Source organism: Dyadobacter fanqingshengii, assembly GCF_023822005.2.
Classification (GTDB): domain Bacteria; phylum Bacteroidota; class Bacteroidia; order Cytophagales; family Spirosomataceae; genus Dyadobacter; species Dyadobacter fanqingshengii.
In genome coordinates this window covers 5,963,829-5,979,171 of the sequence record NZ_CP098806.1, presented here as the reverse complement: position 1 = coordinate 5,979,171, position 15,343 = coordinate 5,963,829, and the positions used below count along the sequence as shown (strand labels likewise).

At 43.9% G+C, this 15,343-nt stretch carries 14 protein-coding genes and 1 pseudogene; 4 read left to right on the top strand and 11 right to left on the bottom strand.

Annotated features, from left to right (window positions below):
- Positions 1-3: 3 nt before the first annotated feature.
- The 7 genes from NFI81_RS25090 to NFI81_RS25060 all read right to left on the bottom strand — a co-directional run bounded on the left by NFI81_RS25090 (position 4) and on the right by NFI81_RS25060 (position 8,893).
- Complete coding sequence (locus NFI81_RS25090) at positions 4-1,785, bottom strand: SGNH/GDSL hydrolase family protein (protein WP_234615670.1); 1,782 nt, start codon at positions 1,783-1,785, stop codon at positions 4-6.
- A gap of 73 nt (positions 1,786-1,858) precedes the next feature.
- Positions 1,859-2,308: a DUF4920 domain-containing protein gene (locus NFI81_RS25085; protein ID WP_234615671.1), complete on the bottom strand. Its 450-nt coding sequence runs from the start codon at positions 2,306-2,308 to the stop codon at positions 1,859-1,861.
- Between the two features lie 28 nt (positions 2,309-2,336).
- Positions 2,337-5,789, bottom strand: coding sequence for a DUF7948 domain-containing protein (locus tag NFI81_RS25080; RefSeq protein ID WP_234615672.1), 3,453 nt, complete (start codon positions 5,787-5,789; stop codon positions 2,337-2,339).
- Positions 5,790-5,808: 19 nt separating this feature from the next.
- The gene (locus NFI81_RS25075; RefSeq protein WP_234615673.1) at positions 5,809-6,429 is read right to left on the bottom strand and encodes an ABC transporter ATP-binding protein; all 621 of its coding nucleotides are present in this window, start codon (positions 6,427-6,429) and stop codon (positions 5,809-5,811) included.
- A 39-nt stretch (positions 6,430-6,468) separates the two neighbouring features.
- Positions 6,469-7,368, bottom strand: coding sequence for a class A beta-lactamase, subclass A2 (gene bla / locus NFI81_RS25070; RefSeq protein WP_234615674.1), 900 nt, complete (start codon positions 7,366-7,368; stop codon positions 6,469-6,471).
- A gap of 8 nt (positions 7,369-7,376) precedes the next feature.
- Complete coding sequence (locus tag NFI81_RS25065; RefSeq protein WP_234615675.1) at positions 7,377-8,603, bottom strand: hemolysin family protein; 1,227 nt, start codon at positions 8,601-8,603, stop codon at positions 7,377-7,379.
- Entirely contained in the window at positions 8,600-8,893 is a 294-nt protein-coding gene (locus NFI81_RS25060) for a hypothetical protein (protein WP_234615676.1), read from the bottom strand. Before NFI81_RS25060 ends, NFI81_RS25065 begins: the two co-directional genes overlap by 4 nt.
- Positions 8,894-9,077: 184 nt before the next feature.
- On the opposite strand from NFI81_RS25060, the gene fbaA reads away from it, so the two are divergent.
- On the top strand, positions 9,078-10,157 hold the full coding sequence (fbaA, locus tag NFI81_RS25055; protein WP_234615677.1) for a class II fructose-bisphosphate aldolase: 1,080 nt from the start codon (positions 9,078-9,080) through the stop codon (positions 10,155-10,157).
- An 81-nt stretch (positions 10,158-10,238) separates the two neighbouring features.
- Here fbaA and NFI81_RS25050 read toward each other — a convergent pair whose 3' ends face one another.
- A complete protein-coding gene (locus tag NFI81_RS25050; protein ID WP_234615678.1) occupies positions 10,239-12,317 on the bottom strand; it encodes a T9SS type B sorting domain-containing protein in 2,079 nt (692 codons plus the stop codon).
- Positions 12,318-12,488: 171 nt separating this feature from the next.
- Between NFI81_RS25050 and NFI81_RS25045 the strand changes: the two are divergent.
- Positions 12,489-12,629 (top strand): annotated as a pseudogene (locus NFI81_RS25045) (class II fructose-bisphosphate aldolase); the annotation flags it as partial.
- Positions 12,630-12,705: 76 nt separating this feature from the next.
- Here NFI81_RS25045 and NFI81_RS26545 read toward each other — a convergent pair.
- The 3 genes from NFI81_RS26545 to NFI81_RS25035 all read right to left on the bottom strand — a co-directional run bounded on the left by NFI81_RS26545 (position 12,706) and on the right by NFI81_RS25035 (position 13,778).
- On the bottom strand, positions 12,706-12,975 hold the full coding sequence (locus tag NFI81_RS26545) for a putative toxin-antitoxin system toxin component, PIN family (protein WP_374759495.1): 270 nt from the start codon (positions 12,973-12,975) through the stop codon (positions 12,706-12,708).
- Between the two features lie 125 nt (positions 12,976-13,100).
- Positions 13,101-13,325, bottom strand: a complete 225-nt coding sequence (locus tag NFI81_RS25040; RefSeq protein ID WP_234615679.1) for a hypothetical protein — start codon at positions 13,323-13,325, stop codon at positions 13,101-13,103.
- A gap of 75 nt (positions 13,326-13,400) precedes the next feature.
- On the bottom strand, positions 13,401-13,778 hold the full coding sequence (locus tag NFI81_RS25035) for a winged helix-turn-helix transcriptional regulator (RefSeq protein WP_234615680.1): 378 nt from the start codon (positions 13,776-13,778) through the stop codon (positions 13,401-13,403).
- A gap of 94 nt (positions 13,779-13,872) precedes the next feature.
- Between NFI81_RS25035 and NFI81_RS25030 the strand changes: the two genes are divergently transcribed.
- Complete coding sequence (locus tag NFI81_RS25030; RefSeq protein WP_234615681.1) at positions 13,873-14,505, top strand: NAD(P)H-dependent oxidoreductase; 633 nt, start codon at positions 13,873-13,875, stop codon at positions 14,503-14,505.
- 28 nt (positions 14,506-14,533) lie between these two features.
- A complete protein-coding gene (locus tag NFI81_RS25025; RefSeq protein ID WP_234615682.1) occupies positions 14,534-15,241 on the top strand; it encodes a DsbA family oxidoreductase in 708 nt (235 codons plus the stop codon).
- The last annotated feature ends 102 nt before the right edge of the window (positions 15,242-15,343 follow it).

Genomic DNA, 15,343 nt, shown 5'->3' with positions numbered 1-15,343 from the left:
GGTTTATTTCACAAGCGGTTTAATTGAATCTCCCAAGAGTTTATATCCTTTCGCATTGGGATGCAGGCCGTCGGAGAATAATGTCTCGTCTATTTTCCCATCTTTTTGCAAAAACACTTTGCCCGGGTCGAGGTAATTAACATTCATTTCTCCCGTCAATTGAGCTAATTTTTCATTGATCACCGACACTCTTCCCTCCTGCTGGCGCCTTGGATAAATGCCCAACATGATAATCTGCGCATCCGGCTGATGGAATTTGATCGCGTCGATCAGCATTCGCCAGCCTTCTACAATTTCCTCATCCGAATTGAGATGCAGGTTATTGGTGCCAATGTTTACCAAAACCTGTTTGGCAGCATACCCGTCCAGTTCTCCGTGATTAATGCGCCACAACACATTCTCGATACGGTCCCAGCCGTAACCCATGTTCCTTGTATTTTTACCAAATGTATCATCCCAGGAGTCTGCTCCCGTGGCGCGAGGCCCTTTCGGCAGTCCGCCCCAGAAGTGCGTGATGGAGTTTCCAATAATGACGGTTGCAGGCGGATTCTTTCTATTGAGATCTAAAATTTCTTGATGCCTGGCTTCCCAATCGTAGTTGTTAAGCTCGCGCATTTGTATCACGGGCCGTGTCGTGGACGCAATGCCTTTATACTCATGCAATATCTGACGCAAATGCTTTTCATAACCTTCCGCATAACGCATCATTCCGAGGTCATTGGGATGCGTCCCGTCCACCATTGTCTCGATATCCTGTCCGAAATCTGCTTTTGGAATAATAAATATTTGCCGGACACCTTCCGATTTGAGCTGTGCAAAAGCTTCTTTCAAAGTTTCGTTTACCTCGCTGTAAAAATGTTTGCTTTGCGGATTCATATCCTCATCCGTATAACCCGCATGTGATGCGAGCACGATCGGCGTGTTCGGATGTTTTTTACGCAATGCGCGCGTGGTGGCGAGAATCCTGTTTTTTACATCCTCAATGGTAATTCCAAGTTTGGAATCGGGCCTGATTGTAAGATTTGGTAGGCAATCCAGCACGAATATTTTGGCATCAATTTCCGAAACGATGCTCACAACTTCCTCTTCCAGCCGCCCATTTCCTGAAAATCCGAGGTTAATGAGCGGATGGTCCAGTTTCCTTCCCAAAATTGCCGTCCAGGCCATTCCGGGGCGAGAAGCACAGGCGCCGTGTGCAATGGAAGTGCCGTAAATAACGATCGGCTTGTCCGGTCTGGTGGCGAGCGGCGTGAATGCTGTTCCTTCCGGCGCTCCCACTTCCAGCCACTTCACGCTGTTGTATAATGGAAGATAGAGCCTGTATTCCCGGCCTCTTTGGTGGTATGAATCATTAGGTTCGAGACCTCTGAAAGTGTAAGTTATCGTGTCGCCGAACGTATATTTCCCTGCACACCAACGCCAGTCGCCGTCACTGGAAATAGCATAAAGATCCACACCGCTCACGCCCGTGGCAGGCATATGAGGCAGCGCGTGTTTGCCGTTCACGACATAACGCACGCTGATTTCAGCAGAATTGGCCCGAAACCGCAACATTAGCCCGGCAGATTGATTTGAAAGTCCCCAAACTTGCTCCCTAACCTGTTTTTCTGCTCGGGCTGGCAGCCTGTCGTAAGGATTTTTCACTTCCTTGGGCCAAGCTTGTCCTTCCAAAACCGGGAATGTGGCTGTTTGCGGATTCCACCAATTTATCTTGGTGGTTTGGGCAAATGTAAAATGAAACGAAAGGACTAATCCAAAGCAGGCGAAGGCGTTTTTAAACTTCATATAAAAAGAAATGGACACTTCTGAATATGTTCAAAAGTGCCCGTTCGCTTGTTTCTTACTTTGAAGATCCGAATTATTTGATGATCACGCCGTCTGCGATAAACGTCAGTTCTTCCTTAGGTTCGGTGATTTTCTCAATTTCTTCTTTGCTCTGTCCGGCATCTTTGGCATAATGCTGCAAATGCTCAACAGGAATTGTTTTCTTCTGCGCTTGTCCTTCAAAAACCACCGTTTTTCCACTGATATCTTTGGGAACGAAAAACGCGTAGTCCTTGAACATGACACGCATAGTTTCTCCATTATCCAGCTTTACCGCCATCCAGCAGCCTTTCACCTGACAAACCGATTCCACCTGACCGCTTACCTTGGCTGCCATTTCTGTTTTATCCCCCATTTTTTCAGGGAGCGCGCTGGCTTCAATGGCTTTGTTTTCATTAATTTCCTTACCAAAATGGTTGGAATTTTGCGCTTGTACCGCCAATGCGCCCATGAAAAGCAACATTAGCATCATTACTTTTTTCATTTCGTATATGTGTTTAAGTGTAAATCAATCATTCCAAAACTTCTACCCAGCCTTTGCAATGGTTACCCTGCGGCGTGTCCACAACATAAAAATACGTCCCGTTTCCGATTCCCTTGCCCCAGTCATTCTTGTAATCCGACGTTTTGAAAACCGATTTCCCCCATCTGTTAAACACTTCCAGGGAAGCCGGCAGGACCGGAACAATGAAAAAATCGTTCTTGCCATCCCCGTTGGGCGTAATCACATTTGCCAGCGTAAATGGTGGCGATGCTATTACTTTTTTCGATGCCGTCAATGCACATCCTGCACTGTTATAAGCAGTTAATGTGATGGTGTATTCGCCGGGTGTTTCGTAAATATATTCATTAATCTCCGGATCTGAAACGGTGTTGCCCGTCCCTAAATTCCACTCATAGCGCTGCGCATTTTTGGTTTGATTGGACATAGAATAACTGAATGGCGCATTACAAGCTCCGCCGGATTGATTTATTTCAAAAATCGGCTCATGCGTCCTGTCTACTTTAACCGTAATCTCGCGCACAGGCCGGCAACCGTCCATATATGTGCCTTCAATAGTGTAAGTCGTTGTTTTCGTCGGCTTTACTGTGACCGATTTGCCAATGGTTTCTTCCAGCCCGTCCGTTGCCAGCCAGCGATACTTCGTTCCATCGCCCGATACAGAAAGCACAACAGTAGCACCTGCACAAACTTCCACATCCGGCATCTCAACGAAATCAGTTTTTTTATCAACATTAACCTTCATTTTCTCCGTCACCTTACAGCCGCTCGCATTGCTGATTTCGACAGAAAATTCGGCGTCTTCTCTCACAGTCACAGATGGCATTGCAATCGCAGCATTATCCATTCCCGTTGCAGGCGACCATTTATATTGTGTCCCTCCCGAGGCCCAAAGTTGCAATTTCGTGTTTTCACAAACCGTCGTATCGGCCTTAATCTTGCTATTCAGCGTTTCTACGATAATTTTCTTCTGCACAACATCCACGCGCTTACAGCTCAGCCGGTTATATGCCTTCAAAGTAACCGTATATTCGCCCGGTTTGGTAAAAGTATATTCCGACTGGTCCTCTTCACGTGAAAACGTGCTTCCGCCAACGTCCCAAATGTAATCCACGCCGCCTTCGCTTGTGTTTACAAATGATAACGACAAAGGCGCACAGCCGCGCAAAACATCCTTTGTGCTTCCTGAATACACATCAAAATCGGCTTTAAGACGGTCAATGTCTATCTTGAAAGCTGCATTGTTGCAATTCTCGCTGTTATTTGTTTTGGACCAGGCTTGCGGCGTAGCCGGAAAGCCGCTGCCGCCGCAGGCACAAGTTGCATGGTAAATGGTGCCGTTCTTATCAAACCGGCTCGTTCCGCCATCCACATGATCACCCTGAACCTGGCCGGACCGATCACGGCTGCCAAAATAAGTGGCATATAGCAGTGATTTCGCGCCCTGCTCCAAGATGGCGATGTAAAAATTATTACCATTCGTTAATGATTGGATCGCATCGTCCGTTACGACCAAATTCGTGGTCGTGCTATTTGGGTTATTACCCGTGGTTGAATTTACATTGCCGCCCCAGCCGGCCAGATAAATATTACCACATTCACTTACCAAAAATGCTGTTGGCGAAATATCAGGAATGCCCCTGCCTGATCCTATCACCGTTGAAAAAATGGTTTTTGACAATCCTGCGTCCAATGCATGCACGAATTGACCGCTTTTCGCATTTTGATATACACCCTGACTCACCGGATAAGGGCCGTTCGTGAGGCCATACACATATACATTGCTGCTCGCGTCCAGATCCAGCAAATAGGCCCCATCCTGATTAGGCGTTCCCAAATAGGTCGTGCCCAACAATTTATCATTGGCATAATGTGCCACAAATCCGTCCTCCGTTCCGTTCAAGGCTTTTTGAAACGATGACGCATTGGTCGGCAGATTTTTGCTTTGCGTAATTCCGGCCACGTAAATGTCGCCTGCGGCCGAGATTTTAAGCGAATAAGCAGCGTCCCACTCGCTCCCGCCCACAAATGTTCCCCATAGCAAACTGGTTAAGCCAGAATTGAATTTCAAAACCACACCATCCTGAACGCCAGCAAATTTAGCCTTTACAGCATTTTTCAAAGGAAAATTGGCTGAATTGGTCGAGGAAACGATGAGGACATTATCATCCTTATCAACCCCGATTTCACCTCTGAAACTGTCACCATAATTGCGAATCGCCGCGAGGTCTGCCATGCTGACCCCATCATTTCCGCTGCCTCCAACAAAGGTCGACGCAATGAGTTGCTTGCCATCTGTGCTTAGTTTGGAAACAAAAATGTCGCTGCCGTTATCCAGATCCAGCCCCGATATAGGAATTACTTTTGTTCCGCCGCCAAAGGCAGTTTGAAAAGCGCCGGTTTTGGCGGGGAAGTTTTTGGAAGATGTTGTTCCCAAAATCAATAATTCCTTTTTGCTATTAATGATCAGGCTGCTGGGAATGTCGGTGTTGCTGCCTCCCAGGAATGTGGCGTAGATGAGCTTGCTGCCGTCCGGTGTGAATTTCATGATTGCAACGTCGACCTGGCCTTCAAATTTGGTTTGAAAAGCACCGACCGTTGCCGGAAAATTTGTCCCAAAAACAGTCCCGCCAGAATAGAGATTACCTTCATCATCATACGTCGCTGTGTGTCCCCAGTTATCCGCAACCGAACCGGAATAAGTGGAAAAAATCAGTTCAGGGTCAATGGTCAGCTTTTCCGATTTATTGTAGGCCTTCGGAATGCTGAATGTGGCAACATTATCCGCAGATAATAGAAATTTCGAAGATACTTCCGTAGTCCTCGCATTGATCTGCTGAAATGAATACGGCTCCGCTTCCTTGAACTGCCCAATGCTCGTTTTTACAACGATCTGACCTGTTTCATTCACAGAAACTTTTTCAGCACCATTGTATTTCATCATAATCTGTGAAGGATCAGCCTGCGGATGAACGATAAATTCGTATTTAAGTTTGAATTGATGCAGATAAACACGCATATCAATGCCTTCGTAGAGATTTTTATAAATCACTTCTTCAAATCCCTTCACACCACCGGCCCAGTTTTGCTCTTCCTTGCCTAAGAAATAGTTAAAACCAGTCTCAATGGGAGCATTAGCAGTGCATTTTACATTGGCAGAAGCACCTAAAAACTGCACTTCAACACCATGTGCAGCGATAGATTTGTCATTTTCCCGTGCGCCGGGTGAAGCAACAGGTTGTTTCGCATGATTGGCTGAAACCTGCCCGGCATTGTATAAAACGTAAACTAGCGATTGTTTTTTGAGGAAAAGGAAGCCACCCGAGATTTCGGTGCGGAACAAAATGTCCGATTCCCACTGACCACGGTTTTCGATAAAATGCATTCCGGCAGCAAAGCAGTTGCTAATGATGCAGATTAAAAACAGAAAAAGTAAAACGATAGGACGTAGATTTCTCCGCATATTTGGCTCCGCTGTATTTCTATTTGAACGCAGAAACTGAAATGATATTTTCACAAAATTCATATTCCTGTTTCACATTCGAGCCGAGCAAAACGAGCTGATTTTGTGTGTGATGGACCACGTGATCGAGATACCACGTGATGCCCGGAACGTCCAGATTGGTCGTAGGCTCGTCGAGAAAGATAACGGGGACGTCGGACATGAAAGCAAGGCCCAGCTTTACGCGCTGTTTCATGCCAGACGAAAAATGCCGGAGCGTCTTTCCGCTAGCATGCGGCAATTGAATAAAATCCTCGAAATCTTTAAAAGAAAGGCCGTTTTTGAATGGCTTGAATTTGCTGTGAAACTGGATCAGTTCACGCAAGGTGAATTCTTCGATCAGTTCAAGATAGGGCGCCGCTACGACCAGATGTTTGTACCAATGATCAACTTCGATCTCCTTTCCCGTTTGGTCAATGTATTTTATTATACCCTCAGAAACGGGCATAATGCCGGTTAGCAATTGCAATAATGTTGATTTTCCGCTGCCATTCGGCCCCACAAAAGTATATTGTTGCCCGGCCGCCAACTCAAAACTGGCATTGCGGACAATCCATTCCTTGACAAATTTTTTCCCTATTTTCTCAACTGATATCTGCACTTTTCAAACTTTGAGTGATGAAGGCGGTTGTGAAACCTTCTATTTCGCTGCATAATGATCGTAAGCTGCCTTGGAAACCTGCGCCATAACCAGTTCGGTTGCTTTCAGATCCGCTGTTGAATTTGAGATAAATAAAACAATTGCGAAGCTTTTGCCATTGGGCATTTTCACAATGCCGACGTCATTGACAGCAGCCATAACGCCTTTATCATTTGTCCCTGATGTGCCTGTCTTATGCGCCACAACGGCATCCTTTGGCAGTTGACCTTTGATCCTGTTCAGGCCCGTTGGGCCATCAATCATGATTTTAGATAAAAAATCGTGGCTGGTTTTGGAGAGATTTTTTCCTTTATAAAAAATGTCGAGCAGTTGCAGCATAGCACCAGGTTTGCACCAGTTGGTGTACTGAACATTCCAATCCTGCCCCATTTGCTCCTCGTTAGCCACGATAGCAATGTCCTTCACGCCCAAACTATGCACATAATCCTGAACCGGTTTTGTGCCGCCAGCAAGTTTGAAAAGAATGTCGCAGGCAATGTTATCACTCAATGAAACCATGTTTGTTAACAGGTCCGCAATGGTTAAATCGACATTTCCGGCGGGATATTTGTCCCGTATCGGGCTGTGAGTTTTAAGCTGAACGTCTTCTTTTGTAAGATGATATTTCTGGGTCAGCGTAAGTTTTCCCTTATCAACCTGATCCAGAACGGCCATTGCGATAGGGAATTTGAAGGAGCTTAGCATGGGAAACTTGTGCTCAGCATTCAAAATGGTCATTTCCTTGCTCTGTAAATCCATGATGGCAACACCTTTGACGCCATCGATTTGCTTGGTAATGCTTTCTATCCGGCTTTTAAGATCTGCTTTTTGAGCTAATAATATATTGGGCAAAAAGAATATCGTCGTTAACAGAATACTGCGTAATGTATTTATTTTCATTTGCTTGGCTAATTTCCCTTTTTTATTTGATCACTTTTTTCGCTTTTCTTTTCTCTTTCTTCAATAGTCAATCTTACGAGCTCAATGCGCGTGTCCTGCATGGAAACGACCTGGAATGCATAAGGCGGAATGCTAACGGTTTCGTTCACTTCCGGTAAGTCTCCAAAATTGTCGATTAACATTCCCGCCAGCGTGTCATAATCCCCTTCCGGAAGCTCCCAGCCGTATTTTTCATTCAAATAATCCAGCTCGTGGCGGGCACTCAATATGTAGCTATCGTCATCCAGCTTGCGCTCCGTCCAGTCTTCGGTAGAGTCGTATTCATCCTGAATTTCACCAAAAATCTGCTCAACCACATCTTCCACACTCACCAGTCCCGATGTCCCTCCGAACTCATCTACAACCAATGCCAGGCTCCTTCTTTCTTCCAAAAACCGCAGCATTAAGTCGCTGGCAGGCATTGCTTCGGGCACAATAAGGATGGGCGTGATAATGTTGCTGATCTCTTTTGGCTTTTTAAAAAGGGATAATGCGTGGCAATAGCCTAAAACTTCATCCACGGACTCGCGATGGACGATGATTTTGGAATGACCACTGGTCAGGAATGCAGTCCGTAAATCTTCAATGCTTGCATTCACATTAACAGCCGAAATTTCAGTCCTGGGAATCATACAATCCCTGATCCGCAGATCCTTGAAATCCAATGCATTAATAAACATTCTTTCCTCAATGCTATGGTCATCAAAATCAGGATCGTCGGCAGAAATCGCATCGTCGCGTAACGAAGGCGATAGAATATTTTCTTTCACAAATGGCTCCACAACCCAATAAAGCGGCGTAATGACCCATTCGGCAAAGCGAACGGGGAAGGCGGAAAGGTCTAATATGTTCGGGAAAGCCCGGCCGATTTTCACCCAGCTGGAATAACTTGCCATCCATACTACAATTAAAACAGCAAACATTCCGGCAACTAATGCACCTTCATGCATGCCCAGATCAACTAAAAGCAGGGGATAAAAAGTCGCTACGGCCAAAAAACAGCCTAATGCAACGGTCACCAAGCGGATCATCCGCAATATCCGTCGCCAATATAATGTTTGGTAAACTTCCTCAGATTTCTCGTGCCGCAATGAATAGCGATCTATGGAAACATCCAGCAAAACAGAGCGCACGGCCCCATAATAACCCGCGAGGATGAAAAAAACGACCGTTAACCCCAGGAATAGCATGCTCATTTTTTTGCAGTTTTAACCGGCTTGTTCTTTTTCATATCAACTTTCATTTCTGCTTCTTTTTTAGCTAACAATGAAGCCTTTAACCTGCTGAATTGGAACATTAGTAAGCACATAATGGCCAGCAAGAGCAGCCAGTAACTTTCAAACATGGTTGTCCGTCGAAATTCGAGGACCCACATTACGAAAAAGCCCAGTGCGAGGGCAATCAGGATTGTCCTGGTCAGTTTGGTATTCATCAATATTTCTTTCGTGTCACAATCTTGCAGACAAATGCCCGCAAATTCAATCATTTTCAAAGATACGCAGATTGCGCCAAAACGATTATAGATAGATTAATCTTCGTCACAAAGCATAATATACCCTTGATATTTCCTCCATTTTCTGTAAAATACCTAACTTGCAGGGATTCCCGCGCAGTTCATTTTTTATATCTGAATTGTAAAATTTATTCTTGAAAAAATATTCTTTATTACTATGAGCGAAACTACAAAACGCTTTGCGCCCGGTGTTGTAACCGGTGACGGAGTTAGCGAAATTTTCCGCCACGCCAACGAAAATAACTATGCCCTTCCGGCGGTTAACGTGGTAGGAACCAACTCAGTAAATGCAGTTCTTGAAACTGCCAAAGCGGTTAATAGCCCCGTTATCATTCAGTTTTCAAATGGCGGAGCGATATTTTATGCTGGAAAAAGTCTTTCTAACACCGATCAGAAAGCTGCAATCGCAGGTGGCGTTTCCGGCGCGATGCACGTGCACCAGATGGCAGCACTTTACGGCATTCCGGTAATTTTGCATACTGACCATTGCGCAAAAAAATTGCTTCCATGGATCGACGGTCTTCTTGAAGCAGGCGAGCGTCATTTCGACCAACATGGTATCCCATTGTACAGCTCTCACATGCTGGACCTTTCGGAAGAGCCAATTGAAGAAAACATTGAAATTTCAGCGAAATACTTCGAGCGCATGGCGAAAATCGGCATGACACTTGAAATTGAACTGGGTGTAACGGGTGGCGAGGAAGATGGCGTTGACAACAGCGACGTAGACAGCTCAAAATTGTACACACAGCCAGAAGAGGTTGCTTACGCATACGAAGAGCTTTCCAAAATCTCTCCAAACTTCACCATTGCAGCAGCGTTCGGCAATGTTCATGGTGTTTACAAGCCGGGAAATGTGAAGCTTGAACCAAAAATCCTTCGCAACTCTCAGCAATTTATCCAAGAAAAATTCGGAACGGCTGAATTGCCCGTTAACTTCGTATTCCACGGAGGATCAGGCTCTTCCCGCGAAGAAATCCGCGAAGCCATCGAATACGGAGCGATCAAAATGAACATCGACACCGATATGCAATGGTCAACCTGGGAAGGGCTTCTGAAATATTACAAAGAAAACGAAGGCTTCTTGCAGACTCAATTGGGTAACCCAAATGGCCCTGATTCGCCAAACAAAAAATATTACGACCCCCGCGTATGGCTACGCAAAGGCGAAGAAAGCATGATCCAACGCTTGAAACTGGCGTTTGAAGATTTGAACTGCATTAACCAGCTGGGATGATTTTTAGCTGTTTTTGATGAGATGGAAAAGCAACCTGCGAGGGTTGCTTTTTTTGTGTGAAACATAATGTTTTCGGCTTGATTAGCGAATCAACATCAATGTCCCAGTTTTAGGAGGAATTACATTATCTAATTTCACCTTATAGGGATAAACACCCGGTTGATTCGAACTTCCGTCGAATGGTTTTGGATAACCTTTTGAGTGAAAAATTATGTTGCCCCAACGATTATAAATTGTCACCTCCGCATCGGGGTATTTGTCAATTCCCTTTAATTCCCAAGTATCATTGATCCCATCACGATTTGGTGTAAATGCGTCCGGAATAAAAAATTTACTACAAATTTTTACTTTAATTTCTTTTGATGTTTTACATCCATGCGCATTGCTAACAGTCAAAGTGTACAAACGGTCAATATCCGTTGTAACCAAAGGCATTGAAATCGATGACTCATTTAATCCGTCCCGTGGAAGCCACTCATAATGCAAACCAGAGGAATCTTTAATACCAATTCTAAAGCCTACCCCATTAGTGACGCAAATTTCTTCCGAAAGATCAAACTTTGGAGAGTCTTGAACTTGAACCGTTTGCTTAGCGACCAAGCTGGGACAGGGCGCTGTTAGAGAAATAGTATAAATCAATTCATGTACACCAACGCCAGCTTGTTTTGGATAAAAAACACCATCAACGATGCCTGGTCCTTGAAAAACTCCGCCAACAGGAGAACCAACTAATGGAATGGGCTTGTCATCATTTCCGCAAACGGGCAGAATCGGTTCTATTTCAACCTTTACATTCGAGTTGGATGATTGTTCTATTGCGATTGTATCTGAAAGCAACTTGCACGCTGGTGATTCGACAATAGCCCAATAATTACCTGGCTCCGAAACTGTTAATGAATTGCTTTTATTAGTGAGCAAACTGCTATTTTTAAACCAGTTGTAAGAATAGCGCAGATCTTTTGGACCTACAAGGACTGTTTCGCTTGGCTGTTCGCAAGAGGTGGACGTGCCGTGTTTTTCAAGTTTGAATGATGAGTTGGCACCAGTTACATGAACTTTCTTCGATTCAACTGTATTCACACAATTTCCTGATCTGTATATGTTGAAACTGTAATCTCCCTCCTGAGTTATTTCCAGGCTACTACTTGTGGCACCTGGGATCACCTTACCATTGCGCATCCACTGATAACGCAAGTCAGTATTTGTCTTTGCAGTTAGAGTTATCCTATCTTTTGAACAAATTGTTGCATTAGAAACGATTGCGTTGTTCAAATAAACATTTCTGTCCATTGTTTCTGGAGAGCAACCAAGTACAAATAACGCGTATTCACGAATAGCAGCACCTAATCGCCGACCACCACGAAATTCCTCAACGCAAACTGCAAAGGTAAAATAACCATATTCCCTCGGAGTCACGGTCAGTAATCCTGTCTCTGAATTTATGGTAAGCGCCGGATTACCAGGTATTGCATTTGCTGCACTATAATCTTGCTTCCACTCCAGTGGAGAATTTGTGCTTGAATGATGACCTGAGAGGTTAACTAATGAATATTTAAGTTTGTCTCCTTCTGAATCACTAGCTAAAATTCTCTGCGTGAAAGGCTGTTGAAAACAGATGAAAAACTCCGTCAGCTCGTTTATTGCGGGGGTTGAATTGTGAAAGGGATAGTTATTATACATGATTGGCGGGAACAGAGTCCTGAGCGTAGTGGTATAATTTTCAGGATGCTCGATATTGGCGATATTTGGTGATCGGCAACAATCTGTCCACTCAAGATAATAACCCTCGGGGTCAGAATAAGATGGCGGATAAATTGAAACACTAATTTCATAATTTGCATAAATTGTATTTATTTCCACAGGACCAATGCAAATAGACTTGTCATAACTTATCTTCTGGCTAGAAGTTCTCACAAGCTTAAATGATTCAACCTCAGAACCGTTACTTTTCTTAATCATCCTAACATTCACTTCATTATCTGAGAATGAGCCGTTCGTTTCGTCGATATGCAGCTTTAACGAAATTATGTATCTTCCAATAGTCTGATCGACTGTTTTCATCTGCAAATAACCGCCGATAATGTTCTTGGCAATGCCCTCTTTGCAGATTAATACGAAGAAAAGTATAACAATGAAAATTCTGAAGCCCCTATTAAACATTTTAACCCACTTTAAGTTTCAATGCTAATATCGTCGTCAGTCATAGGTTGAAACAATTCCGATTATTAGAAGGCTAGTTTGAATTATTCTTGGGATAAGTTGGGTTAGCTCAAACAAAAGAATTTAAACTTAATGATTTACGAAAAAACGAAAGCATTTTCGGCAGATTCATTGGGTAACCTAAATGGCCCAGATTCCTCAAACAAAAAATACTGCGACCCCCGCGTATGGCTACGCAAAGGCGAAGAAAGCATGATCCAACGCTTGAAACTGGCGTTTGAAGATTTGAACTGCATTAACCAGCTGGGATGATTTTTAGCTGTTTTTGATGAGATGGAAAAGCAACCTGCGAGGGTTGCTTTTTTTTGTGCTCAATGGTAGAAAAGCCTTAAAACCCCTGCAAAAAACTAGCCGCGTTGATAATTGGAATTCCTCTGAACGGATGAAGCACCAATAAGTCAGGATCGCCGGATATAATGCAGGACGCCTTGGAAGCGACGGCTAACTCCAAGAACATGTTGTCTTTGGGATCTCGGCAGTCTGAGACAACAACATCCACAACTTCGTACAGGAACAAAGAGAGGAATTTATCGGCAAGTTCCTCCCTCTCACCTATTGTGAAATATTTGTCAAATTTTGTGCGGAACAGAACATTCAAAAATTCGCTCCAAGTAGAGTCCGAATAAACTATGATGCCTAAATCGAAAGCTCGCTTAATCGCTGCTGTTCGTAGAATGCGGAGATAATGCGGCGCTTATGAGTGTGTTGGTATCGAAAACAAATTTATTTTTCATTCAAAATCTGCTCCAATATGTCGTCGTTAAAACCTCTTCCCTCAGATTTTATGCGTAGATTTTCAAGAAATGGCCATATATCCTCTGTTTTTTTCTCAAAAATTACACTCAAAACCTGGTCCAATTTCTGCGAAATTTCCTGACGAAACTTCGGGTCCGTATTGCGCCACTTTCTTGCAATTCCATCTTCAACTTCAATTACAATGCGATCCATATCAATTGAGTTATAGTTTAAACAAAAATACTAAAATTGCAGAAGCAACTAGCCCTTGACAGGTGGCCAGACTCCCTACAAACTCATTATCCGATTCCTATGTGCCTCGCCCCAATTCCTAAGCACTTCAATAACAGGCTTCAATGTGTGGCCGTAATCTGTTAATGTATATTCCACAACCACAGGAATCGAATCGTATACTGTCCTCTTGACAAGACAATTCGCTTCCAGATCTCTTAGTTCTTTAGATAACATTTTATCGGTGATGCCGGGGATTTCTTTGGCGATCTGGGAAAAGCGTTTATTTCCGAAGATCAGGGAGATGATGATGGGCAACTTCCACTTTCCGCTTAAAACTTCCAATGCGTCGCGGACTGGAAGGATGCTTTTTGTGCATTCTCCGTAAGTATGAGTGGCCTTTTTTGCTGCAATTTCTATTTCTGCTGTTTCCATGACTGAACTTTTTTAACTATCCTTTGGTATAGTACTTACAAATGTATAGCTTATTTATTTAAGTTTGCATATCGAAATTACTAAAATATTTGAAATGAATAACCTAATAGAAGACCTGAACTGGAGATATGCTGCTAAAAGATTGAATGGACAGGCAGTTCCACAAGAAAAATTGAATACTATCTTGGAAGCCATCAAGTTATCACCCTCTTCTGCTGGCTTGCAACCGTATAATATCGTCGTGATCAGTGATCAGGAAACGAAAAATAGGATTTTCAGAGAAGCTGCTCCGCAGCCACAGATCCCGGATGCATCGCATTTGCTTGTTTTTGCAGCCTGGGATAAAATCACGGCCGCGCAAATCAGCGAATATATGAACCTGATTGCAACAACCCGTGGTATTACTGTGGAATCGTTGTCGAAATTTCAGGAGAATGTAACCAACAGCGTCCAGGCCCGGTCGGAGGAAGGAAATTTTAACTGGGCAGCGCGTCAGGCGTACATTGCACTTGGACACGCATTGGTTGCAGCAGCTACGGAACACGTGGATGCGACGCCGATGGAAGGTTTTAATAATGCTAAATTGGACGAGATTTTAGGCCTGGGCGAAAAAGGTTTGAAAAGTGTTGTGATCATGACATTGGGTTACCGCGACAGTGAGAATGATGGATTGTCCAAAGCAAAAAAGGTAAGAAGGTCCCACGAAGAGCTTTTTATTTCCATTTGATTAATAATTGACCTAACAGACTGAAACAATGAAAGTTGAGATATGGAGTGATGTCATGTGTCCTTTTTGCTACATAGGCAAACGGAAATTTGAAAAAGCATTGGAACAATTTCCTCAGAAAGAAAAAATCCAGGTGGAATGGAAAAGTTTCCAGCTCAACCCTGCCATGAAAACGGAGCCTGGAAAAACCATTAATGATTATCTGGCAGAAGTGAAAGGCTGGTCTCCTGAATATGCTGCACAAATGAATGATCATGTGAGCGCTATTGCAGCCGAAGTGGGGCTGGAATACAACATGGACAAAGCCGTGGTTGCCAATTCGTTTGATGCACACCGTTTCGTGCAATATGCGAAAACAAAGGGCAAAGGCGATGATGCGGAAGAACAATTGTTCAAAGCATATTTTACCGACGGCAAAAATACCGCGGATCACGAGACATTGCTGGATTTGGGTTCTCAAATTGGGCTTGATACGAACGAATTGAAAGCGGTTTTGGATGGATCAAAATTCAGTGACGAGGTTAGAAAAGATATATATGAAGCCCAGCAGGTTGGTGCGCGTGGTGTTCCATTCTTTGTTTTGGATCGAAAATATGCCGTATCAGGCGCCCAGCAGCCGGAAACATTTCTAGGCGCTTTGGAAAAATCATTCGGTGAATGGGAGCAAGCAAACCCTGAACCATTGGTTTCCCTCGCCGACGGCCCGAATTGCACGGTCGACGGGCAATGTGATTAGTGGTTAACATCACCTTGGTACGGTTATAGAGGAGAGTCAGCAAGAGCACAAATCAGAAATTTGATCTAATTTGTGCTTATTGCATAAAATGACATTCTACCT